The following is a 24,654-nucleotide window of genomic DNA, read 5'->3' as shown; positions in this document are numbered from 1 at the left end:
GTCTAGGGTAGGCTCGTACTGTCCAGGTGCGCCTGGTAGCGATGGATCAGGCGGAGACGTGCCTGGAAGCGGATGATTCATGTTGCACGCGAGGAAATACAGTAAACAGAAATTTCGCCACGCATTATTGTTTGGCGGAGCCAGCCCCGTAGGATCAGAGATATCCAGCGGACGATGTAACGCATATGCATACGTGGATGCATCGACCAAGACTCCGAACGGGTCGCTCTGGATATAGCGTCCCGTGGCCGCTTCGTAGTCACGATTGACGTTGTAGATCAAATCTGATTCGGCATCGAAATACTGCCCAGGAAAACGCAGATTAAGCGTGTAGCCCGCGGTCGAAGTCGGCATTTTCTCGCCAAAGGGATTGCTGTTATAAGCCCACTGCCACAGCACAACGCCTGTCGAGTTCGTGACGGCACGGGGAGATCCCAGGCCATCTGCGTGAATGAAGCTAGTTGCAGCCGCGGACCCTGTGCGGTCGACAACGCCGACAGGCATGCTGTCCATCCACACGTAGTCGCGGCTCATCTGGCCTGTACTCTCGGCGAGCAACCGACTGTCCTCATCGTATTCGAATCGGGTGCTCGCACTTCCGACTGTCTTCTGAACACGTTGGCCCAATGCGTTAAGGACGTAGCTGCCAACGGTAATGCCATTGTTCTGAACAACAGTGAGGCGGTTCCGGACGTTGTATCCGTATCCATAGGCACCCGACGCGAGGACATCGGCTGTCGTGTTGCCGCGCGCATCGACTTGACGCGTCGTCGTACCTACCCCCATTAGATGATGGGTGTTCGGGTCGTAGTTGTACGTCCCGGTCAGGAGGCCGGGAGCGGCCTTCGTCAATCGATCGCCCGTGCGGTTGTAGGTGTACGCCTCGATGTCCGACCCGCTGGCCGCCTTCACGCCGGTCAGGCGGTAAAGTGGATCATAGCCATAGGTTTCCGTCGGCGTAGTAACACCCGCAGTATCGCCGAGGGCGACGATGTTCCCCACCGCATCGCGCTTGACGTGCAAAGAGAACGCGGTACTTGCGATGTCGGTCAGGGCGCCGGTTGCGTCATACGTCATGGTGACCGTCTGGCCATCGCCCAGCACGTAGCTGGCAACGGGGCCAAATGGCCGGTAGGCCACAGCACTAGCGACGGTAGTCGTCGCGCCACCGGAGGGCATTGCCGTGACGGATGTGATCTGGCCAAGCAGGTTCCGGGCGTACGTAATCACCGTGCCGTTCGGCGTGGTGACGGACTGAAGACGATTGGCCAGCGTCCACGTGTACGTTGTCGTCCGTGTGTCGGTACCGACGGTCTGCTGCTTCTTGATCACGTTGCCGCGACTGTCATAGCACCAGGCGATGCCGCCATTGCCCTCCATGATGCGGGTCAGATGACCCTTGCCAAAGTTACCTGTGCAACCGGTGACCGAGTCCGCTTCGTCGTATTTGTACTGGACGTTGAGTGCGGCGTCGGGATAGGTCGTGGTCAGCGGGCGATTGACCGCATCGAACGTCGACGCGTGGCTGACATTCGTCGCGTCGGTCGAGCTCGTGACGTTGCCGGCGACGTCGAATGTGCGCGTGGTGGTTTCCGTGTCCGGGCTGTGCAGGCCGGTGGCATTGCCGAGCGCGTCGATGTCGTACGTCGTGTTCAGACCGTCCGGATCACTGAACCCGGTGGTGCGGTTGAGTGCATCGAAGGTCGTGACCGATTGGCTGTTCGCCGTCGCCGTATTGGACCCTTGGTAGTCCTTGAGCGTGCTGACCAGACGATCCAGACCATCAAAGACATGTTTCTTCTGGACGCCAAGGCCATCGGTCGTATGGACCAGATTGCCGTTGGCGTCGTAGCTGTCGGTACTGGTGGCCGAGAACACGGTGCGGCCAAGACTGTCGGTCAGTGCGGTGAGCTGGCCCAGGGGATTGAACGTGCGGCCTAGAGAGCGGACGACCGCGCCAGATGACGTCAGCACCTGTTCGCTGGTTCGATTTCCCGCAGCATCCAGGGTGTAGTGGACCCGGTTCCCTGATCCATCTGTAACGTCAGTGAGGCGGTGGGCGGTGTCGTAGGTATAGGTCGCCGTGACACCGTCGGCATCCTTGACTTGCTGCACCGTGCCGTCCGGGTTGTAGGCGATCGTAGTGACGGCGTCGCTCGCGGAGGGTGTCCCATCCGCCGATGCCCTTGTGGTCTTTGTCGCGAGCCAGCCACGAGGCGTGTACGTGATGTCGGTCAACACGCCGTTCGGCGCTTGCACGCGTGTCGGCCGTCCCGCCTTGTCGTAGGCCACGTAGGTGGTCACGAGGCCGGTGCCGCCGGTGGCCGACTGCACATCGCCAAGATGGTGGCAGGTGCCGCCCAGGGAGGCGCAGCCTGACTCGTCGGTCGTGAGGTAGTACGCGTAAGTCACCGTGTCGGTGACGTCCGTACGCGGTCCATCGATCTGGAGGGGCAGGCCGGTCAATGGACAGGTCGTGCCGTCGATCGCCGTGCAGTAGGTCATGACCGAACGACGGACACCTGCCGGCGCGGTGCCAGCTGCCGAACAGGTGTAAGAAGGCGCCGCGATGGCATCGATGAGGCATGCGGCCGTGGTCAAGCCGGTGGCGCTGTAGTCCCAGCCTTCTTTGCTGACCGTGTTTCCGGCGTTGTCCTTGACGACACGGGTCAACGGCACGCGGAGGGTCGTATTCCAGGTGGTATTGATAGTGCGCTGATCGGGGGTTCCCTGTGCATCGATCTCTTCCGTCATCAAGCCATTGACGTCATAGGTCGTCGCACGGACATGACCCTTGAAGTCGGTGTACGTGGACGGACGGGAGTTGGCGTCATAGGTGCGCGATGCATACGGTTGGCCGCATTCGCCGCATGGCTTGTCGAGGGTCGCCACGCGAGCCAGGCCCTGGACGATGGTGAAGGCCTGATGCGAGATCCCGCCGAGTGGATACGTTACGTCCGACGAACCATCCGCGTTGTAGGCGACTGAGACCCTTCCTGCACCGGACGGAGCCTGGGTATAGACAGCCCGTCCGTTCACGTCATAGGACGTTTCGTCGTAGCGAACGCCGTTTTCATCGATCGTCCCGGTCAGCGTTGTCCGCATCTCCTGGTAGCTGGTGAACGCGTACTCCCCATAGACGTACTGGCGCGTCTTTCCGTCCGGGTATTGAACGGAGCTCAGCGCGTTATGAATGTCATGGGCATAGACAAATGTGCTGCCATCCGGGGCGATAACCTGATGGACGAGCGCGGCGGAGTCGTAAGTGAACGACAACTGGCGACCGTTTGGGGCTGTAACCGAAATCAATAGCCCTGGCTTCGGCGCCACGGCCGATGCAGTCGACGCGTCGCTGTAGGCGAGCGTGGCGACCTGTCCGGTGGCGTCCTGGATAGTGAGGAGGCGCCCATCTGCGCTGTACGTTTCGGTGTGGTGTAGGGCAGCGACCCGAAAGGTGTATCCGGTCGTTTGCCCGGACGTGTCAGTGAACTCAGTCAGCTGATCAGGGTTGTTCGCGGTGGTCGTCCAGGCGGTGCCTGATTTCCGGAAGAATTCACGCACGCCATTAGGGCGATTCACAACGAGCGTAGGCGACCCGGGGCTGTAGCGGGCAAGAGTACGGTTGAACGAATGGCTCCAGCGTGCACCCATCGGGGTCAAGATGCCGTCGGGCGCGCTGTTGTAGAAGCGTCGGAAGGTCAGCCATGGGTCGGCCGTGAAATCATCTTCCTGGATGTACTTGTTGCCGGTGGCCGTATTGATGGGATCGCCGACCGATAGATCGGCGACGTCGGCTGCGGCACTGGTATTCGCACTTCCTTGGTTTCTGGAGCAACTTGGCCCCGGGTCCTTGCCGTCGCCATCGTGCCCTTCGCCGCCATCGCAGCCTGCGCCGGGGCCATTGTTGGTTCCGGGATCGAGCGGGCTGATTTGGCAACCGTAATTGCCTAAGGGGCCCTCTCCCCAGTGATAACCCTCGTCGCAGCTGTATACCTGGTAGTTGATGGACGCTGAGTAGATGATCTCAGGCGGATACCCCGGAAGTGGAATGACGCAACGCGTATCCGCCACGTAGGTCGTGGTGTGTTTGTGCTGGTCTGCATTGTAAGCCGCCTGCGATGGATCCTCTCGCCAGTTTTGAAGCGCACAGGTCTCCGGCGAGCCGGCCGCCGCAAAATAAGCGGCCCAGTTTGCGGCCGTGTGGGTTTCGGTCCAATCTCTCGCGGTGTCGCCGTCCCACTGCGGATTCGTCGCGGTGTAGGTACTGACGGCGTTGTAGTTCTGCGCGTAGACCAACGGCGAACAGAAGCACAGCAGAAGGAAAATCCATATCCGGTTCATCGGTTCGCTCCACCACGGAATACAACGTCAGCGCCGGCGCCATGGCGTCCGAGCACAGGTAATGGGGGCGTGTCCTGCCGCGCCGTGGCCCGAGTCCCCCAACCGTCGGGCGCCGTCGCGGCGAATCCTAAATCGGCCATATCCGGAAGTCTGTAGGGGAACTCCTACACACCCCCTTGCTGCACCGCCGTTTGACATTCCCAATTTAGAACGATTTAAATGCGGGTTCCGCTAGACAAGGGGATGAGCGTGACGGTATCGAAGCACGGTTGGGGCAGGGCGGCATTCGCCCTGGTGACGGCGTCTCTTGTGGTACCGGTGGGGGCTCTCGCGGCCACCCGGCGCTTTGACAGCTCCTTCGAGTCGGGTCAGCCCGCGCCGCTGGCGGCGAAGGGTGCGCTCGACGTTAGCGTGGTCGGTGGGCCGCCGGCCGACGCCGTCCTGACGGCCAAGGCCAACGTCGGCTTCACCGGCATGCATTCCCTGCGCTACGCGGGCAATGGCAGCGGGTCGCCGGCGACGACGAAGCTGTTCGATACCGATGTCCGCATCGGCGACGACACGGTGCTGTCCTGGCTGGTCTTCCCGCGCTCGAACAAGGATGACCTGGTCAATCCGGCGAACTATGTGGCTGTGGACCTGGTCTTCGACGACGGCTCGCGCCTTTCCACCAGCGCAGCGCTCGACCAGCATCGCGTGCCCGCCACGGCGAAGGGGCAGGGCGAAGGTCGCGTGCTCTATCCCGACCAGTGGAACTATGTGAGCGTGGATCTGGGCAGCGTGGCCAAGGGCCGTCGCGTCCGCTCGATCGAACTCACCGCGGCCGCACCGGCAGGCGAAGCCTTCGAGGGTTACCTCGACGATGTCCGCATCGGCGATGTCAAGGCGATCAACAGCACGCATCCGACCGATTACGTCGACACGCGTCGGGGCTCCAATGCCAACGAAAACTACTCGCGCGGCAATAACTTCCCCGCGGTGGCGATGCCGCACGGCTTCAACTTCTGGACGCCGACGACCAACGCCGGCTCCAACTGGCTCTACCAGTACCAGGCCCGCAACGGCGACGACAACCGTCCGCGCATCGAGGCCTTCGCGCTCTCGCACGAGCCGAGCCCCTGGATGGGTGAGCGCCAGACCTTCCAGGTCATGCCCGCGCAGGTAGCCTCGGGCGCCCCGGCGCTCAAGCGCGAGACACGTGCGCTGTCGTTCGGTCACGATGCCGAGCTGGCCCATCCGGATTACTACCGGGTGCGCTTCGACAACGGCATCACGACCGAAATCACGCCAACCGACCGTGCGGCGATCTTCCGCTTCACCTTCACCGACAAGCGCTCCCAGCTGGTTTTCGACAACCTCAACGAGAAGGCCTCGGTCACGCTCGATCCCGGCCAGCGCAGCATCCAGGGCTGGTCGGATGTGAAGAGCAGCCTGTCGACCGGTGCCACGCGCCTGTTCTTCTACGCCGTCTTCGACAAGCCGGTGACCGAGAGCGGCCGCCTGACCGGCGAGAAGCGCGATGCCGCCTCGGCGTGGTTCGGCTTCGACACGGCGAAGAAGGGCGATCGCGTGGTCACTATGCGCATCGCCACGTCGCTGATGGGTGTCGACCAGGCCAAGGCCAACCTCGCGCAGGAGATCGCGGCGGACGATACCTTCGACAGCGTCCGCGAGCATGCACGCAAGGCCTGGGACGATCGCCTGGGCGCGATCAAGGTCGAGGGTGCGTCGCCGGACGAGAAGACGGTGCTGTACTCGAACCTGTACCGGCTGTTCCTCTATCCGAACCATGCGTACGAGAACACCGGTAGCAAGGACGCCCCCGTATGGCGTTATGCCAGCCCGTTCTCGGCGCCTGCCGGCAGCAACACCGATACGACGACCGGCGCACGCATCGTCGACGGCCAGCCGTTCGTCAACAACGGCTTCTGGGATACGTATCGCACCGCGTGGCCGGCATATGTGCTGCTCACGCCGACCGAAGCCGGCAAGATGATCGACGGTTTCGTGCAGCAGTACCGCGACGCCGGCTGGATCGCGCGCTGGTCGTCGCCGGGGTATGCCGACCTGATGGTGGGCACCAGCTCGGATGTCGCCTTCTCCGATGCGTGGCTCAAGGGCGTGCGTAACTTCGACGTCTCGGCCTTCTACCAGTCGGCCATCCGCAACGCGTCCAGCGTCAGCGAGGAGAAGGGCGCCGGCCGCAAGGGCATCCAGCGCTCGCTGTTCAACGGCTATACCGATGATGGCGTGAAAGAAGGTCTGTCCTGGTCGATGGACGGCTATATCAACGACTTCGCGATCGGCAACCTCGCCAGGGCGCTGGCTAAGGATGCGCCGGCCGGGGACGCGTATCGCGCCAACTACGCCGACGATGCCGCCTGGTATCGCTCGCGCGCCCTCGGCTACACCAACCTGTTCGATCCCGCCGTCGGTTTCTTCGTCGCGCGTGATGCGGCCGGCAAGTGGCGCTGGGATGCGAAGCAGTTCAGTCCGATTCGCTGGGGTGGCGATTACACCGAGACCGATGCCTGGAACATGGCCTTCCACGCGCCGCAGGACGGTGCCGGCCTGGCTGCGCTCTACGGTGGCCGCGAGGCGCTGGGTGCCAAGCTCGACCAGTTCTTCAGCACGCCGGGCAAGTACGACGTGGGCGACTACGGCGACGTGATCCACGAGATGCTCGAGGCCCGCGACGTGCGCATGGGCCAGTACGGCCATTCGAACCAGCCCTCGCACCACATCATCTGGATGTACGACGAAGCGGGCCAGCCCTGGAAGACGCAGGACAAGCTGCGTGACGCGGTGTCCCGTCTGTATGTCGGCAGCGAGATTGGCCAGGGTTATCCGGGTGACGAGGACAACGGTGAGATGTCGGCATGGTGGCTGTTCGGTGCCGCGGGCTTCTATCCGCTGCGCATGGGCACGCCGGAGTATGTCATCGGTGCGCCGCACTTCCCGCACATGAGCATCCGCCTCGAAAGCGGCGCGACGATCGACGTGAAGGCACCGGGCGTGAGCGACACGAATCGCTATGTGCAGTCGCTGACGGTCAACGGCCAGCCCTGGAACAAGGTGACCCTGCCGCACGAATTGCTGGCCAAGGGTGCCACGCTCGAGTTCACCATGGGGCCGACGCCGTCGACCTGGGGCACGGGTGCCGATGCGCTGCCGGCTTCCATCAGCGCCGAAGGCAGCAAGCCAGCGCCGCTCGTTGATTTGACGAGCGAGGGCGGCAAGGCCTTCGGTTCTTTGAAGGGGCCGGAGCTGGACACGCTGTTCGACAACACCTCGGACACCTCGGCGCATCTCGCCGCGAAGGACGCGGTGGTCGGCTGGCATTTCGCCAAGCCGGTAACCGTCGAGATGCTCACGCTGACCTCCGGCGCCAAGCCCGGCGATGCGTCCGGGTGGGTGCTCGAAGGATCGACGGACGGCAAGCACTACCAGGCCGTGGACAAGCGCGACGGCGAGACCTGGCCGTGGCGCCGGCAGACCCGCGCCTTTGCCGTGGGGACGCCGGGCGCGTACGCCTGGTACCGGCTGCGTCTCGTTGCCGGTGATACGAACGGGCTGGATCTGAGCGAAGTGGAGTTCCTCGGCCACAAGTAAGACGGGCTTTTGCTCGGTAGGAGCCGATTCATCGGCGATGGGTGCTCGCGGCGAACCTTGGCCGCCCATCTCCGCAGGGTTCGCCGATGAATCGGCTCCTACCAGTTCTCGCTCGTCTCCGCAGGGATCGCCGATGAATCGGCTCCTACCGAGTTGTCCCGATCTCGCAACTGTTAAGGGCGCCTCAGTCCCCGTGGCGGGCCCTGCTATGATGCCGGCCTGACATTGTTCATTCGGGGTTGACGTGCTCGAGATCCTTCTGGCTGGCGGCTGGGCTTTGCTGCCGATCCTCATTTGTTCGTTCGTTGCGCTCGCCATCGTTCTCGAGCGTTTCTGGGCGCTGCGCCGCGCCGCCGTGTTTCCGCCGGGCCTGGGTGCCGAAGTGCGCGAGTGGGCACGCTCGTCCTCGCTCGACGCCGCCCACCTCGACGCGCTCGAGAAGGGCTCCCCGTTGGGTGAGCTGTTCGCCGGCGCACTCGCGGTGCGCGACCGCCCGCGTGAGCTGATCAAGGAGCGCATCGAGGACACCGGCCGTCATGTGGTTCATCGCATGGAGCGCTACCTCAATACGCTCGGTACCGTTGCCCTCATCGGTCCGCTGCTCGGCCTGCTGGGTACCGTCATCGGCCTCATCCGCATGTTCCTCAGCGTGATGGCTGGCGGTATCGGCGATCCGACCAAGATGGCCGGCGGTATCGGCGAGGCGCTGATCTGCACGGCATTCGGCTTGGTCGTCTCGATCCCGGCGTACGTGCTGCACCGCTACTTCCGTTCCAAGGTCGGCGGCTACGTCGTCCAGATGGAGAAGGAAGCCACGGCCCTGCTCGACGATCTCTCCGCGCCGCGCCCGGTCCCGCGCCGTCGCACCGCCGCGTCGGAAGCCGCGACCTCGCAGGCTGGCTGATCCATGCGCATCGGTTCCCGTCGCGAGGACGATTTCGAGATCAACGTCATTTCGTTGATCGACGTGCTGCTGACCCTGCTGATGTTCTTCGTGCTCAGTACCACCTTCGTCGAGCACTCCCGTCTCAAGGTCAACCTGCCCAAGGCCGACAGCCAGGCGCGCGAGTCCACGGACAACGCGCTGACCCTGGTCGTCGACCGTGATGGCCATTACTCGGTCGGCAGCGACGAGGTGCTCGGCGAGGGCATCGAACCGCTCAAGGCGACCATCGAGCGTGTCGCCGGCAACGACCGCGATCGCCTCGTGGTGATCCGTGCCGACGCGATGACGCCGCACCAGAACGTGGTTCGCGCGATGGACGCGCTCGGCCAGGTGGGCTTCACCCGTCTGTCGATCGCGACCACGCCCAGTGAGGCGGGTCCGGCGCGGTGAGCAAGGAAAAAATCTCGGTCTGGGACGCAAAGACGTGGCAGACCTACAAGCGCCTGCTCGGCTACACGAAGCGTTTTCGTGCCGCCGGGCTGATCGCCGTGCTCGGGATGATCATCGACCCGGCGTGTCTGTCGCTGTTCACCAGCTTGCTCAAGACCCTGGTCGACAAGATATTTGTCGAGAAAGATCCCTACACGATCTTCTGGATGCCGATCTGGATCATCGTCATCTTCGCCATACGCGGTGTCGCTTCTTACGCCACCGACTACGGCATTGCCTACGTCGGGCGTAACGTGGTGCAGGCCATCCGGATCGATGTCTTCGCCTCGTACCTGCGCCTGCCGGCCACGTTCTTTGCCAAAGAGCCATCGGGACAGCAGATCTCGCGGATCACCTACACCAGCGAACAGGTCGCGTCGGCCTCCGCGGATTCGTTGAAGGTCGCAGTGACCGAGGGCCTCACCGTCGTCGGCATGCTTTGCGTCATGTTGTACTGGAGCGCCTATCTGGCGATGGCGCTGCTTGTGCTGGTGCCCTGCGTGGTGGTGATCGTCACGGTGATCAGCCGTCGCTACCGCAAGATCAGCAAGCGTATCCAGGGCAACATGGGCACGGTGACCAGCGCCGTGGAAGAAGCCGTCGCGGCCAACCGCGAAGTGCGCATCTACGGTGGTCAGGCGAGGGAAGGCGATCGCTTTGGCGAAATCGCCGAGCGCCAGCGCCGCCTCAACCTCAAGGTCTCCGCGACCAGCGCGGCCTCCAGTGCGACGATCCAGACGGTCGGCGCCATCGCGCTCGCAACCCTGGTGTTCCTCGGCTCGCGTCCCGGCGTCATCGAGACGATCACTCCCGGCATTTTCACCGCCGTGCTCACCGCCATGGGTGGCATGCTGCCGTCGCTTAAGCGCCTGGCCGGCATCCAGGCCAGCCTGCAGAAGGGCGTGACGGCGGCCGAAGACCTGTTCGAGATCATCGATACGCCGGCCGAGATCGACACCGGTACGGAAGACCTCGTCCGGACCAAGGGCGACATCCGTTTCGAGAACGTCCACCTGGTGTACGAGCGCAATAACCACGTTGCCCTGCGTGGCGTGGACCTGGTCTGCCAGCCCGGTACGGTGACGGCGCTCGTCGGCCGCTCCGGTAGCGGCAAGTCGAGCCTCGTCAGCCTGCTGCCGCGTTTTTACCAGGCTACCGAAGGCCGCATCCTGGTCGACGGTCGCGATTATTCGCAGTACACCTTGCCTTCGCTACGTCGGCAGATCGCCTGGGTCGGGCAGAACGTCGTGCTGTTCGATGACACCGTGGCGGCCAACATCGCCTATGGCGAAATGGCCGGTGCTTCCGAGGCCGACATCACCGCGGCGGCGAAGGCCGCCAACGCGATGGAGTTCATCGAGCGCTTGCCGGAAGGCCTGAACACGCAGATCGGGCAGGGCGGTAATTCGCTTTCCGGCGGCCAGCGCCAGCGCATCGCCATCGCGCGCGCCATCCTCAAGAACGCTCCGATCCTCGTCCTCGACGAAGCGACCAGCGCGCTCGATACCGAGTCGGAACGTCTGATCCAGGATGCGCTCACCCGCCTGATGCGCGACCGCACCACCCTGGTGATCGCGCATCGCCTGTCGACCATCGAGCACGCCGACCAGATCGCCGTGATGGATCAGGGCCGCATCGTCGAGCTTGGCACGCACCGCGAGCTGCTCGACAAGGGCGGCCAGTATTCGGCCCTGCACCGCATGCAGTTCCACGAGCAAGCGGCGAGCTAAGCCGTGGGCCTGGGCGCCTCACTGCAACGACGCTGGTACGGCGGCGGCAAGCCGCCGCTCTGGACGCTGCCTCTCGAGGCGCTGTATCGCGCCGTTGTGCGGCGTCGTGCTGACGCTTTTCGAGCCGATCCCTCCTCGGTGGTGCGCCTGTCGGTGCCGGTGGTCGTCGTTGGCAACATCACCATCGGCGGTACCGGCAAGACACCGCTGATCGTCGCCCTGGCGGCAGCGATGTCGGCGCGCGGTTTCGTTCCCGGTGTCGTCAGTCGTGGTTACGGCGGCAGCGAGCGTGGCCCCTATCTGCTCACCGGTCAGGACGATCCCTCGAAAGTCGGTGATGAGCCGAGCCTGATTCGCCAGAGTGGCGTCCCGGTGGCCATCGGGCGCGAGCGTCCGGAAGCAGCGCAGCGGCTGATCGATGCCGGATGCAACCTGATTCTCGCGGACGACGGGCTGCAACATCATCGGCTCGGTCGCGACGTGGAGATCTGCGTGATCGACGGGGAACGTCGCCTGGGTAACGGGCATCTGCTCCCCGCGGGCCCGCTGCGCGAGCCGGCGAGTCGTCTCGCCGACGTGGACTTCGTCGTCGTCAATAGCGGATCGCCGGGTGCCAACGAGATCGGCATGACGTTGGAAGGTGGCGTGGCCATCAACATGGCCGATCCGACGCTTTCGGCGCCGTTGAGCGACTTTTCGGGGCGGCCTGCGCATGCCGTTGCGGGCATCGGCAATCCAGCGCGCTTCTTCGCCAGCCTCGCGGCGTACGGTATCGCCGTGGATGGCCATCCCTTTGCCGACCACCACGCGTTCACCCGTGACGACTTCACCTTCGCCGACGGTTGCCCCGTCTTGATGACGGACAAGGACGCGGTGAAGTGTCGCGACTTCGCGCGTGCGAACTGGTGGCGCGTGCCGGTGCGCGCGGTGTTGCCCGAATCGTTCTACGACGCGATCGCGGTGAAGGTGGGAGCCGATTCATCGGCAATGCTTCAACGCTGACTAACGTAGGAGGCCCTGTATGCCGCCTCGGCCCACCGCGAAGCGATGACAGGGCTGCCGATGTAGACGATGTCTTCCGTATTCGCGGTGATGGCGCGTTCCAGCATGCTTATGTCGGCATCGTGCGGATGGGGTACGAGCGGGTCGCAGAAGAAGATGACGCGTTGGCATTGATGCCTTAGAACCAGATCGGCTATTTCTGCGTCGCCGCCAAGTGGGCCGCTCCTGTAGCACGATGTCCACGCGATATCGATCGGCCAACCTCGCCCTCGCGCAAGCTCATTGAGTCGAACACCCGTGGACGCTGTCGAGACACGGCGCGCAAAGCGTGACAACAGGTCGAAATTGTCCTCGACGAAGGTCAGCATGGCCTTCTTCATGCCGTCGTGCGCGATGAGCGCGAGTGTCTGTGAGGACATGAGGTCGACGGTCGAGATGAGCTCCGGCCGGCGCGGATGCCCCGTCCAGAGACACTCCGTCGCGATCCAGTCGAGGACGGATGCAACAGTGGAAAGATAAGGTTTCGCGTGAATCAGGGACTGGCGTTTCAAAGCGACAGCTTCGGGAAGCAGCGTCGATGTGTCGTCAGGGGAGGTCAGATAGATAACCCCATCCAGCGAGCCGGGATCACTGCCTACCAGGTCAGCCGTCATGCGTACGAGGCCTCGGTACCGGTCGGTCGAATAATGATGGAGGCCTTCATAGTTCGACATCACGCCGTGGCTGACGATCGCGCCATAGGCCTTCCCGACCACATGCAGGCCCACCTTCAGCCGTCGAAGGTCGGCTTCGCATCGTCCCAGGAGGCGGAGGAGCGTCGACTCTTCGCTTCTGAGGTAAGTGCTGCTGGTGACCAGGCCCAATTCCATGGTGTTTCGGTCCGGCGCGTCATTGCGCCCGCGTTGACGAGTTCTATCCTAGGCCGATCGGATGGGTGGCGGAGCAGGTCCCCCGTCGGTATGAATGCGGGAAACCGGCACTGTCAGGAATAAGCGTCCGACTGTGCATGCAAACAGCCATGTGCGCGGCATGAAAAAAGGCCGACCCGAGGGGCCGGCCTTCCGAACCAGGGCAAGGAGGACCTGCGGCGTTTACTGAACGCGCTGGATATTGCCCTTGTCGTCGACCACCACGATGTCGCCCTCGCGGATGGCCGAGGCGTCGGCGACCTGGACGTTGGTGTAGCCGCCACCACCCATCTTCAGGCGCAGGGTGTAGCTCTCGCTGCCGCCGCCCTTGCCGATGGCGTTGCCGGCGAAGCCGCCGCCGACCGCACCGGCCACCGTGGCGACCTTGCGGCCGTTGCCACGACCGACCTGGTTGCCGAGGACGCCGCCGGCGATGGCGCCGATGACAGCACCGGCGGTGCCGTGGTCACGGCCCTGGGTGACGTTGCGTTCGATGCTCTGGACCACGCCGCACTGGTCGCAGCGCACGTAGATGCCATCGGGCCGGTTGATCGTCGCGGCGGAGGCGGGAGCGACGGCCGCGGTGGCGAGCAGGGCGGCGAGGGGGATGCCGAGGACGGTCTTGAAATTCATGGTGATCTCCTTTCGGGCGGCTGGCAGGGTTAGCCGCATGGGGACAGTCTAAGCATGTCGGCTGAACGAAGATGGAGCGATTCCGGCTTCACGTGTTCCGTGGATACTAGGCGGATGAGCACAGCTATCCTCTGGTTCCGCCGCGACCTGCGTCTTGCAGATAATCCCGCCCTCAACGCCGCCATGGCCGCCCACGCGAAGGTGGTGCCGCTCTATGTCCACGCCCCCGACGAGGACGGCGAATGGGCGCCGGGCGCGGCCAGCCGCTGGTGGCTGCACCATTCCCTCGATGCGCTGGATGCTTCCCTGGGCCGGCACAAGGGCGGTCTGCAGATCCTTCAGGGGCCCAGCCTCGACGGCTTGCGTAGCGCCATCGAAGCGACGGGCGCGACCGCCGTCTACTTCAACCGCCTCTACGAACCCAAGGCGATCGCCCGTGACAAGTGGGTGCGGGGCGAACTCGAAAAGGAGGGCATCGCGGTGGCCTCGTTCAATGCGGCGCTCTGGTGCGAGCCCTGGGACATCGCTACCCAGCAGAACGAACCCTATCGGGTGTTCACCCCGTTCTGGCGCAACCTGCGCGCGCGCATCGATGCGGTTGCGCCGGTCGCCGAGCCCTCGCCCATGCATCTGGCCACGTTGCCGAAAGCGTCATCGCTCGATGCGCTGGGCTTGCTGCCGACGCTGAACTGGGCAAGCGGCTTCGCCGAATGGACGCCGGGCGAGCAGGGCGCGCAGGAGATGCTCGACCTCTTCGCCGACGATGCCGTGGGTCACTATGTGGAAGGTCGCGATATCCCGGCACGACACGGGACGTCGCGCCTCTCACCGCACCTGCACTTCGGCGAGATCTCGCCTCTGCAGGTAGCGGAGGGGCTGCGGGATCGGGTGAAGAAGCGAAAGAGCGGCGCCGATGTCGAGCCGTACCTGCGGCAGCTCGGCTGGCGCGAGTTCGGGCACCATCTGCTGTTTCATTTTCCGCACACGCCGAAAAAGAACTTCAATCCGAAGTTCAACGCATTCCGCTGGGAAAAACGCGACGCCCACGCGCTCAAGCGCTGGAAAGCGGGCAAGACGGGCATTCCCATCGTCGACGCCGGGATGCGCGAGCTGTGGGCCACCGGCTGGATGCACAACCGCGTGCGAATGCTGGTGGCGAGCCTGCTGACGAAGAACCTTCGCCAGCACTGGTTGCTCGGCGAAAAGTGGTTCTGGGACACCCTGGTCGATGCCGATCTGGCCAACAATGCAATGGGCTGGCAGTGGGTGGCCGGGAGCGGGGCGGATGCCGCCCCGTACTTCCGCATCTTCAATCCGGTGACGCAGTCGGAAAAGTTCGACCCGGACGGCGCGTACATCCGTCGCTGGGTCCCCGAACTGGCGAACGCGAAGGGTCGCCTTGTCCACGCGCCCTGGGAGGACGCCGCGTTTCTGAAACAGTCGGGCTATCCGCAGCCGCTGGTCGACCTCAAGAGCAGCCGCGAAGATGCGCTCACGGCGTACCAGTCGATCCGGAGCGGTCCTTCAGGAGCAGGGCCAGGATCGGCGGCGTGACCATCGCGGTCAGTAGCGACATCGCCACGATCACGGCATAGATCGTCTCGTCGAAAACGCCGGCGGCGAGGCCAAGGCTGGCGATGACCACGCCGACCTCGCCACGCGGCACCATGCCGAAGCCGACGATCAGGGCGCCGCGCCGGCCCAGCGACATCGAGCCGAGGTAGCCGCCGGCGAGCTTGGACACGATGGCGATCAGGGTGACGACGGCGAGCATGCCCAGCGCGCTGGCGCTGGCCAACGCGGAGAGGTTCACCTTGGCGCCGGTGACCACGAAGAAGAACGGCGTGAGGAAGGCCAGCAGGGGCGCAGTCTGTTCCTCGAGCTGATGCCGCTGGCGGGTCTCCGAGGCGATCATGCCGGCGAGGAAGGCACCGATGATCGCGGCCAGGTGGAACTTCATCGAGAGGAAGGCGAGACCCAGGCAGAGGGCTAGCACGATCGCAAGGGGCGACATCGGGTTGCTCGGCTTATCCAGCCAACCGGAGCCGCGACGCATGACGCGCGTGCCGCCCCAGCCGATCACGGCGACGAAACCGATGGCGCCCGCCAAGGTTCCGATCAGGCCGCCGACATCGACGTCGCCGCCGCCTTGCAGCGAGGAAACGATGCCGAGCAGGAGCATGGCGAGGATGTCGTCGATAACGGCGGCACCGAGGATGATCCGCGCCTCACGACGCTGCAGCACGCCCAATTCCTGCAGCACGCGCGCAGTGATGCCGGCCGAGGTGGCGACGAACACCGCAGCGACGAACATCGAGCGGATCCAGTCGAAGCCGGAACCATGCGCCCATACCGCGCCGCAGGCGAAGGGGATGATGACGCCGAGAACGCCGACCATGAAGGCGCTCGCGCCGACCTTCTTCAGATCGTCGAGTCGCGTTTCCAGGCCGACTGAGAAAAGGAGCAGGATGACGCCGATTTCGGCGAGCACATCGAGGGGCGTGCCGGTGGCGATATCGGGCAGGCTGACCCAGCCCAGCGCCGAAGGCCCGACCACGCAGCCGGCGGCGATTTCGCCCACCACGGCGGGCAGGCGCAGGCGCTGAGCGATCTCGCCGCCGATCTGCGCGGCGACGAAGATGATGAAAAGCGTCAGCAGTATGCCTGCGGAATCGTGCATGGGATGCTCCGGATCGTCCTTGAGAGTAACCCTTTATGCCGTGGCGTCGACCACTTTGCCAACCCGCGTCTCACGCAGGCGGCTGAAAATCCAGCTGGCGGCCAGGGTGATCATGCCGAGCACGATCACCGACCAGCGAAAGGCCCAGACGTAGCCCTGGGCATTGTGCGAGCCGAGGAAGCCGCCCATCAGCAGCGATGCCAGGGCGATGCCGAAGCTCATCGACAGGTATTGCGCGGTCGATGCCATGGACGAGGCCATCGCCGCATGGCTCACATCCAGGTCCACATAGGCCAGGGTATTCATCGCGGTGTACTGCAACGACATCACGGCGCCATAGACGTAGACGAAGCTCGCGATGATCCACATCGGTGTTTCCGGTGTGAGCAGGGCGAACGAACACAGCACGATGGACACCGCGATGGTGTTGCCGAGCAGCAGCTTGCGATAGCCGAACTGCGTGAGCAGCCGGTGGATGAAGGGCTTGACCGAAATCGAGCCGATCGCCTGCGGCACCATCATCAGGCCGGCATGCAAGGGCGACCAGCCGCAGCCGATCTGCAGGAACAGCACCAGCAGCAGGTACATGCCGGATACGCCGAGCCGGGTGAACAGGTTGCCGGCGAGCGAGACCCAGACGCTGCGCACCTTGAGCAGGGACAGATCGCTGACCGGGTGTTCGGTGCGACGGCTGTGCCGCACGTACAGCATGCCCAGGCCCACCGCGGCCAGCGCGTAGCCGGCGATGCTCAGCGCGTGTCCCGACGTGCCCACGGTCTCGGCGGCCATCAGGAACAAGGCGGACGAGCCGGCGAACAGCAGGAAGCCAGTGGTATCGAAACGGTTCGCCTGCTCCAGCCGGTACTCGGGCATTTCCCGGCGATTGAGCAACAGGCCGACGATGCCGACCGGGACGTTGATCAGGAAGATGAGTCGCCAGTTGGTGAACTCCACCAAGGCACCGCCGAGCAGGGGGCCGAACACCGAGCCGAGCAGGCCGAAGGTGGCCACCGTGGTCATCGCGCTGACGAATTCGCGTCGGTCGATGCTGCGGACGAGCACGTAGCGGCCCACGGGCATCAATGCCGCGCCGCCAAGGCCCTGGACGATACGCGAGGCGACCAGCTCGGGCAGGGTCTGCGCCAGGCCGCACAGCAGCGAGCCCAGGGCGAACACGGTGATGGCGGCGCCGAAAACGCGCCTCGTGCCGAAGCGATCGCACAGCCAGGGACTCATGGGAATGAAGATCGCCAGGGTCAGCACGTAGCTGGTCAGGGCGGTGCGCATGCTCAGCGGGCTCACGTCCAGCGCGCCCGCGATAGCGGGTACGGCCGTGTTGACGATGGTCGAATCCAGCGCCTGCATGAAGAAGGCGGCCGACACGAGCCAGATCAGGCCGCGATAGCGGGCCCTGCTCGAGGGCTCCGCGGGCGCAAGCGCCGGTCGGTCGGTGGAGAGGGCGTGAACGTCGTTCGGCGGGAGGGTGTCGATGACGTCGTGGGCTGGCATGGCTGTAACATTATAGACGATCAGAGCCTGACGGACCCCGCACATGCCCCAAGCCCCCGCCCCGGCCGATGCCGTCGAGCGCGCCACCGCGCTCCGCCATCGCCTCGAAGACGCCAATTACCGCTATCACGTGCTTGACGATCCGACCCTCGCCGATGCCGAGTACGACCGTCTCATGCGTGAGCTCGAGGCGCTCGAAGCCGAGTATCCGGCGCTCGCCGTCGCCGATTCGCCGACGCGACGCGTGGGCGCCCGTGCGCAGGGCGGCTTTGCCGAAGTCACCCACGCGGTGCCCATGCTGTCGCTGGGCAACGCGTTCGAACAGGAAGGCGAGACCGTTCGCGAAAGATATCGCGAAGTCGCCGACTTCGAGCGGCGTATCGAGCAGACGCTCGATCGTCGTGAGCCCGTGTTCTCGGTCGAGCCCAAGCTCGATGGCCTCGCTATCAGCCTCCGCTACGAAGACGGCGTGTTCGTGCAGGGTGCGACGCGGGGTGACGGTGCGGTCGGCGAAGACGTCACGGCCAACCTGCGCACCGTCAAGGCGATTCCGTTGCGCCTGCGCGGCGAGGGTTGGCCGCGCGTACTCGAAGTGCGCGGTGAGGTGATCATGCCGCGCGCCGGCTTCGAGGCTTTCAACGAGCGGGCGCGTACGAGCGGCGAGAAGCCGCTGGCGAATCCGCGCAACGGTGCCGCCGGTTCGCTGCGTCAGCTCGATCCTGCCATCACGGCGAAGCGTCCGCTCGCCTTCTTCGCCTATGCGGTCGGCCGCGTCGAAGACGGTGAGCTGCCCGACACGCACTCGGCCACGCTGGCGAAGCTGCGTGACTGGGGGTTTCCTGTCTCGCCGGAAGTGTCCACGGCGAAGGGTTTCAATGGCCTGCTGGCGTACTTCCGCAAGATCGGCGAGAAGCGTGACAGCCTCCCTTACGACATCGATGGCGTGGTCTACAAGCTAGACGACTACGCCGGCCAGCGCGAGATGGGCTTCGTTTCGCGTGCGCCGCGTTGGGCCATTGCGCACAAGTATCCCGCGCAGGAGCAGACGACCACCGTCGAGGCGATCGAGATTCAGATCGGTCGCACGGGCGCGGCCACGCCTGTCGCGCGACTGACGCCGGTGCAGGTCGGTGGCGTGACCGTCACCAATGCGACGCTGCACAACGCCGACCAGGTGGCACGCCTGGACGTGCGCGTCGGCGACACGGTGATCGTGCGTCGCGCGGGCGATGTCATTCCCGAAGTCGCGCGCGTGGTCGAGGAAAACCGGCCAGCGGGCACCGTGGCCTGGAAGATGCCCGAGGTCTGCCCGGTCTGCGGCTCCGAGCTGTTGCGTGAAGAAGGTGCCGCCGCATATCGCTGCTCGGGTGGCCTGATCTGCGCCGCGCAGCGCAAGGAAGCCCTGATTCATTTCGCCTCGCGGCGCGCCATGGATATCGACGGCCTCGGCGATCGTTTCGTCGATGCCCTGGTCGAGTTCGACATGGTGCATACGCCGGCCGACCTCTACACGCTCACCGTCGAACGCTTCGTGCAGTTGAAAACGCTGGCCGATGAGCGCGACGGATCGACGCCGGAGACGGTGAAGCAGGGCAAGGTCGCGACCAAGTGGGCGGAAAATCTCGTCGAGGCGATCGAAGCCAGCAAGGCCTCGACGCTGCCGCGTTTCCTTTTCGGCCTTGGCATCATGCACATCGGCGAAAGCACGGCGAAGACGCTGGCGGCGTGGCTGGGCTCGCTGGACTTCGTGCGCCGTACGCCGGCGCCCGTGCTGCGGGTGCTACCGGACATCGGCGACGAGGTCGCGACCTCGATCGCCGCCTTCTTCGAGCAGGAGGGCAACCAGAAGGTGGTCGACGCCTTGCTCGATGCGGGGATCACCTTTGCCGACGAAGGCGCACCTTCGCCCAAGTTGCGCGAGCGGCTGGGTCTCGACGTGCTGCTGGATGCCGCCAAGGTGTCGAAGCTCGGACCGAAGAGCACGGGCATCCTGGCAAAGAACTACGCCAGTCTCGATGCGCTGGTGAAAGCAGGCGAGCACCAGTGGATCGTCGCGGGCGTGCCGCAGGCGGCGGCATCGAATCTCACGGCACTACTGGCCGATGACGAGCGCGTCGCCGAACTGCGTCGTGCCGACGAGGCGATGCGCGCGCTGGCTGCGGCTTTGCCGTCGAAGAGCGTCAGCGCGCTTCCGCTCGAAGGGCTGACCTACGTCATCACCGGCACGATGGAAACGCTCAAGCGCGACGACGCCACCGAGCGGCTCGAATCGCTCGGCGCCAAGGTGGCCGGCTCGGTGTCGAAGAAGACCACGGGTGTGTTCGCGGGTGAGGCGGCCGGGTCCAAGCTGGACAAGGCCAACGAGCTCGGCGTGCCGGTGTATACGGAGGCGGATCTCGTGGCCTTGCTGAGCGAACACGGCGTGGCGCCATGAATCGCATGACGTCGCTGCGCTTGCGCGCGCAGACGTATGCCACGATCCGCGGGTTCTTCGCCGAACGCGATGTGCTCGAGGTCGAGACGCCGATGCTCTCTGCCGCCGGCAATACGGACCCGAACATCCAGAGCTTCCACACGAGCTTCAGTGGCCATGTCGACGCGGGTGCGCGCGAACGCTGGCTGCGCACCTCGCCGGAGTTTCCTCTCAAGCGCCTGCTCGCGGCCGGCGTAGGCGATTGCTATGAACTGGGTCGTGTCTTCCGCAACGGCGAAGCCGGTGGGCGGCACAACCCCGAGTTCACCATGCTCGAGTGGTATCGCCTGGGCTGGGACCATACGAAGCTGGCGCGCGAGGTGATCGACCTGCTCGAGAGGCTGATGCTGCAGGCGGGACGCAACTTCGAGATCGTCGAGACCACGTATCGCGGCTTGTTCCACGACACGCTGGGCGTGGATGCGCTGCTGGATCCGGTCGAGGCGTTGAGGAAGCCGCTCGCCGATGTGCACATCTCCAGTGGCGGCCTCGAGCGCGACGACTGGCTGGACCTGCTCATGACACATCGCATCCAGCCGGAATTTCCACGCGATCGCATCACCGTCGTCTCGGAGTTTCCGGCCAGCCAGTGTGCGCTGGCGCGTATTCGTCAGAGCGACCCCCCGGTGGCGGAGCGGTTCGAGGTGTACGTGGGGCAATACGAGGTGGCCAACGGGTACCACGAGCTCAACGATGCATCGGAGCAGCGTGCGCGGTTCGAGCGGGATAACGAAAAGCGGCGCGCGCGTGGCGATGCGGAAGTGCCGATGGATGAGCGGCTCCTTGGCGTGCTGGGTGATATGCCGGCGTGCGCGGGTGTTGCGCTTGGCATCGAGCGGTTGTTGATGGTGCTGGCGGATACGGATGCGATCGCGGATGTGTTGGCGTTTCCGTTTTCGCAGGCGTGAAAGGAGGCCGCTGCGCGGCGTGATACCAGGCCGCTGCGCGGCCATCGCCGATGAATCGGCTCCTACAAGGGCGCCGTGACCTGCGTGGTTATCGATGACCCGTACGGCTATCGCCCCCCTGCTCGGTAGGAGCCGATTTATCGGCGATGCTCTTCCCCAGGAAACGAAAAATCCCCATGCTCGAATCAATCCACCACGTCGCCATCATCTGCTCCGACTACGCCCGGTCCAAAGCGTTCTACACGGACACCCTCGGTCTCAAGATCATCCACGAGACGTATCGCGAAGCACGCGATTCCTGGAAGCTCGATCTGGAAGTGAGTCCCGGCGTGCAGCTGGAGCTCTTCTCGTTCTCCTCGCCACCGAAACGGCCGTCGCGGCCGGAGGCGCAGGGGTTGCGACATCTGGCCTTTGTCGTGAGCGATGTCGAGGCGGTCGTGGCGACGTTGGGCACGCGTGGCGTCGTGTGCGAGCCGATCCGGGTCGACGAATTCACCGGTAAGCGGTTTACCTTCTTCGCCGATCCGGACGATCTGCCGATCGAGTTGTACGAGCGGTGAGGTGGCTCGATCTGCGGGCTGCGGCTCGCTTTTTGTAGGAGCCGATTCATCGGCGATCGGGTGCTCGAGTCAACCTGGCCCGCTGTCGCGGGATCGCCGATGAATCGGCTCCTACCACGCGCATCGCCGCTGAAGCGGCTCCCACATGTCCTATTCGCCGATGAATCGGCTTAGAACTCGAGTTCCTGGGCTGCGCAGAGGTAGTCGACCATGGGCGCGAGGCGCTTGAAGGTGTCGACGACGAACGGCAACAGCTCCGATGAGCACGCCAGCGCTTCGTCGAAATTCTGCCCCGCCGCGAAATTCTTCCGCTTCAGATCCTCGATCAGTTCGTGGTTCGGATCGAAGCCGCGCGGCGGTCGGGTCAGGCTCTCGCCCCAGAACTCGAAGCGCTCACGAAATGCCTTCCCGTGCGTTGCCCGCTTCCACGAATCCGGATTGTCGGCGAGGAAATCGCGCAGCTTTTTCAGCACCGGCGGTTCCGGATGCCACATGCCACCGCCAGCGAAGCACTCGTCTGGCTGGATGTGCAGGTAGAAACCCGGCGCCTGGATCTCGTGGCGGCGCTCGTGGAAAAACCGCGAACCCTGCCAGCCCTTGTACGGCTGCTTGTCGTTGGCGAAGCGGGTATCGCGGTGGATGCGATACAGCGAGCCGCCGACCTTGCGCGTGTCGGCACGGTAGTGCGGGCTGATCTTCTTCAGCGGCGCATCGAGATCGCCGATGAGCGCAAGGAAGGGCTCGCGTACGTGTTTCTCGTAATCGTCCTTGCGTTCGTGGAACCACTCGCGGTTGTTATGACGCATGAGCGATTTGAAGAAGCGGAACGTGGCGGGCGTGAAATAGGTTTTGGCCATGGGTCAGGTCAGGTCGGTCAGTTCAGTGCGAGTTCGAGGCCCCAGGCTTCCAGCTCGTCGAGCAGGGGCAGGGGCGAGCCGGGCAGGGCGCGCAGGGTGGCGAGCTCGGCGTTGTAGTCGTCGAGGGTGAGCGTGGTCAGCGCGCTGCGCCGGGTGAGACGGTCGAGGCGGAAGGCTGCCCAGCGTTCCTGTTCGTCGGGGCTGAGCGTTTCCGGCCAGTTGCGCGCGCGATAGCGGAACAGCAGCTGCGGGTAGCGCGGGTCGCGGAATGGGAAGGCACGGGTGCCGAGCTGGTCCGGCGGCGTCGCGCGCACCTCGCCGAGCAGGCGGCGATCCGCATCCGGCAGGAAGCCCCCATAAAGGGCGAGTTCCGCGTCTTCGGCCGGCGGCAGCGATGCGGCGTGACCGTAGATGCGGCGTAGCTTCTCGGCCAGGCCATCGGCCTGGCGCAGCAGGGCGAGGTGGCGCTCCACGGCGGCCATGTCGAGACCGAGGCGGCCGTGATCGGCCCCCTTGAGCACCGACAACGGCGCGAGCGCCGGCGCCTGGTTCGCGCGCACGGTGCGTAGGGCGACCCGCTCCACGCCTTCCGGAAGGTCGGCGCGCGAGGTGAAAACGCGGTCGGCCACGTCGCCGTCGTCGAGGGTGAGCAGGTCGGTGGGATCGGCGCTGAGATCGTAGACGATGACTTCGCCCGCCCGCGAAGGATGTGCGGCCAGCGGCGCGATGACGGTCAGGCAGTGACGGCTCGCGGGGTAGCGCGAGGACACGTGCACCACCGGCGTCATCGCGGCGACGTCGAGCAGCTCGAATACCCGTTGCTTGCGGCGCAGCCCGTAATACCAGTCCCAGAGCTTCGGCTGGTGCTGGCGGATCAGGCGGGCGAGGGCGATCAGGGCCTCGACGTCGGAGAGGGCGTCGTGCGCGCGGTCCTGTTTCAGGCCATTGGCCGTGGCCAGATGCTCCAGCTTGAAGCTGGGGCTGCCGTCGTCCCGCGTCGGCCAGACGATTCCCTCGGGGCGCAGGGCCTCGCACAGGCGCACCAGGTCGATCAGGTCCCAGCGGGAATTGCCGTTCTCCCACTCCCGCCCGTACGGATCATAGAAATTCCGGTAGAGGAGATGGCGGGTGAATTCATCGTCGAAGCGCAGCGAGTTGTAGCCCACCGTGCAGGTGCCCGGCATCGCCAGCTGCTCGTGGATCGCCGCGGCGAACTCGGCTTCCCGCATGCCTTCACGTTCTGTCAGCTGCGGAGCGATGCCGGTGATCAGGCAGGCGGCCGGCTGCGGGGGCATGTCCCGTGGCGGCTTGCAGTAGATCATCAGGGGCTCGCCGACGACGTTCAGGTCCGCATCGGTGCGGATGCCGGCGAACTGGCTGGGGCGGTCCCGGCGGGGATCGGCGCCGAAGGTTTCGTAGTCGTGCCAGAAGAAGGTCGGTTCGGCCATCGGGGCATGATCGCATACGCTAGACTGCGGGGTACTTCCAAGGAGAACCCATGACGCCCGCACACGAGGACAACCTCATCTGGATCGACCTGGAGATGACGGGTCTGGACACGGACAACGACTCCATCCTGGAGATCGCCACGATCGTGACCGACAAGGATCTGAACGTGCTGGCCGAAGGCCCGGTCTTCGCCATCTCGCACAGCGACGCCCGCCTGCAGAAAATGGATGCCTGGAACCGCAACCAGCACCAGCGTTCCGGCCTCTGGGGCCGCGCGGTCGAATCCGACGCCACACCCGAGCAGGCCGAAGAAGCCACCATCGCCTTCCTCAAGCAGTGGGTGCCCGCCGGCAAGTCGCCGATGGCCGGCAACTCCATCTGCCAGGACCGCCGCTTCCTGCACCGCGAGATGCAGAAGCTGGAGCGCTACTTCCACTACCGCAACCTCGATGTGTCCACGTTGAAGGAGCTATCGCGCCGCTGGTCGCCGGAGATCTCGCGTGGCTTCGCCAAGGATTCCGCGCACACGGCGCTGTCCGACATCCGCGATTCGATCGACGAGCTGCGCTATTACCGCCGTTTCATGGGCCCGATGGCGGGCACCCAGCAGGGCTGAT

General features: G+C 64.8%; 17 protein-coding genes. 10 read left to right on the top strand and 7 right to left on the bottom strand.

Going from position 1 to position 24,654, the window contains the following annotated elements; all coding sequences use genetic code 11:
• Positions 1 to 4,341: RHS repeat-associated core domain-containing protein (locus AC1DYM_RS12385; protein ID WP_477338683.1), on the bottom strand; the 4,341-nt coding region annotated here is incomplete at its 3' end.
• A 249-nt stretch (positions 4,342 to 4,590) separates the two neighbouring features.
• Here AC1DYM_RS12385 and AC1DYM_RS12380 point away from each other — a divergent pair.
• The 5 genes from AC1DYM_RS12380 (at position 4,591) to lpxK (ending at position 12,060) form a co-directional block, all read left to right on the top strand.
• On the top strand, positions 4,591 to 7,953 hold the full coding sequence (locus AC1DYM_RS12380) for a GH92 family glycosyl hydrolase (RefSeq protein ID WP_477338681.1): 3,363 nt from the start codon (positions 4,591 to 4,593) through the stop codon (positions 7,951 to 7,953).
• Between the two features lie 244 nt (positions 7,954 to 8,197).
• Complete coding sequence (locus AC1DYM_RS12375) at positions 8,198 to 8,857, top strand: MotA/TolQ/ExbB proton channel family protein (protein ID WP_477338679.1); 660 nt, start codon at positions 8,198 to 8,200, stop codon at positions 8,855 to 8,857.
• Positions 8,858 to 8,860: 3 nt separating this feature from the next.
• On the top strand, positions 8,861 to 9,289 hold the full coding sequence (locus tag AC1DYM_RS12370) for an ExbD/TolR family protein (RefSeq protein ID WP_046969271.1): 429 nt from the start codon (positions 8,861 to 8,863) through the stop codon (positions 9,287 to 9,289).
• A complete protein-coding gene (gene msbA / locus AC1DYM_RS12365) occupies positions 9,286 to 11,058 on the top strand; it encodes a lipid A export permease/ATP-binding protein MsbA (RefSeq protein ID WP_477338677.1) in 1,773 nt (590 codons plus the stop codon). The genes AC1DYM_RS12370 and msbA overlap by 4 nt, the downstream gene beginning before the upstream one ends.
• 3 nt (positions 11,059 to 11,061) lie before the next feature.
• Entirely contained in the window at positions 11,062 to 12,060 is a 999-nt protein-coding gene (lpxK, locus tag AC1DYM_RS12360) for a tetraacyldisaccharide 4'-kinase (RefSeq protein ID WP_477338675.1), read from the top strand.
• Here the strand turns inward: lpxK and AC1DYM_RS12355 are convergent.
• A complete protein-coding gene (locus AC1DYM_RS12355) occupies positions 12,051 to 12,929 on the bottom strand; it encodes a methylglyoxal synthase (protein WP_477338673.1) in 879 nt (292 codons plus the stop codon). The genes lpxK and AC1DYM_RS12355 overlap by 10 nt on opposite strands.
• 222 nt (positions 12,930 to 13,151) lie before the next feature.
• Positions 13,152 to 13,601, bottom strand: coding sequence for a glycine zipper 2TM domain-containing protein (locus AC1DYM_RS12350; protein ID WP_477338672.1), 450 nt, complete (start codon positions 13,599 to 13,601; stop codon positions 13,152 to 13,154).
• A 114-nt stretch (positions 13,602 to 13,715) separates the two neighbouring features.
• Between AC1DYM_RS12350 and AC1DYM_RS12345 the strand changes: the two genes are divergently transcribed.
• The gene (locus tag AC1DYM_RS12345; protein WP_477338670.1) at positions 13,716 to 15,155 is read left to right on the top strand and encodes a cryptochrome/photolyase family protein; all 1,440 of its coding nucleotides are present in this window, start codon (positions 13,716 to 13,718) and stop codon (positions 15,153 to 15,155) included.
• On the opposite strand, the gene AC1DYM_RS12340 is transcribed toward AC1DYM_RS12345, so the two are convergent.
• Both AC1DYM_RS12340 and AC1DYM_RS12335 read right to left on the bottom strand, forming a co-directional pair.
• Entirely contained in the window at positions 15,094 to 16,281 is a 1,188-nt protein-coding gene (locus tag AC1DYM_RS12340) for a cation:proton antiporter (RefSeq protein WP_477338668.1), read from the bottom strand. The genes AC1DYM_RS12345 and AC1DYM_RS12340 overlap by 62 nt on opposite strands.
• Before the next feature lie 33 nt (positions 16,282 to 16,314).
• Entirely contained in the window at positions 16,315 to 17,790 is a 1,476-nt protein-coding gene (locus AC1DYM_RS12335) for an MFS transporter (RefSeq protein ID WP_477338666.1), read from the bottom strand.
• Between the two features lie 43 nt (positions 17,791 to 17,833).
• On the opposite strand from AC1DYM_RS12335, the gene ligA reads away from it, so the two are divergent.
• From ligA to gloA2, 3 genes are all read left to right on the top strand, one after another.
• Positions 17,834 to 20,224, top strand: coding sequence for an NAD-dependent DNA ligase LigA (gene ligA, locus AC1DYM_RS12330; protein WP_477338664.1), 2,391 nt, complete (start codon positions 17,834 to 17,836; stop codon positions 20,222 to 20,224).
• Positions 20,221 to 21,171, top strand: coding sequence for an EF-P lysine aminoacylase EpmA (gene epmA / locus AC1DYM_RS12325; RefSeq protein WP_477338662.1), 951 nt, complete (start codon positions 20,221 to 20,223; stop codon positions 21,169 to 21,171). The genes ligA and epmA overlap by 4 nt, the downstream gene beginning before the upstream one ends.
• Before the next feature lie 176 nt (positions 21,172 to 21,347).
• Positions 21,348 to 21,731: an SMU1112c/YaeR family gloxylase I-like metalloprotein gene (gloA2, locus tag AC1DYM_RS12320; protein WP_477338660.1), complete on the top strand. Its 384-nt coding sequence runs from the start codon at positions 21,348 to 21,350 to the stop codon at positions 21,729 to 21,731.
• A gap of 170 nt (positions 21,732 to 21,901) precedes the next feature.
• On the opposite strand, the gene AC1DYM_RS12315 is transcribed toward gloA2, so the two are convergent.
• Both AC1DYM_RS12315 and sbcB read right to left on the bottom strand, forming a co-directional pair.
• Positions 21,902 to 22,588 (bottom strand): DUF2461 domain-containing protein, encoded by a 687-nt coding sequence (locus AC1DYM_RS12315; protein WP_477338658.1) that lies wholly within the window; start codon positions 22,586 to 22,588, stop codon positions 21,902 to 21,904.
• Positions 22,589 to 22,605: 17 nt separating this feature from the next.
• Complete coding sequence (gene sbcB / locus AC1DYM_RS12310; protein WP_477338656.1) at positions 22,606 to 24,036, bottom strand: exodeoxyribonuclease I; 1,431 nt, start codon at positions 24,034 to 24,036, stop codon at positions 22,606 to 22,608.
• 50 nt (positions 24,037 to 24,086) lie between these two features.
• On the opposite strand from sbcB, the gene orn reads away from it, so the two are divergent.
• Entirely contained in the window at positions 24,087 to 24,653 is a 567-nt protein-coding gene (orn, locus tag AC1DYM_RS12305; protein WP_046969237.1) for an oligoribonuclease, read from the top strand.
• The last annotated feature ends 1 nt before the right edge of the window (position 24,654 follow it).

The sequence above is a fragment of the Luteibacter sp. P1_D3 genome, from assembly GCF_056406135.1.
This window is presented reverse-complemented; position numbering and strand designations above follow the sequence as displayed.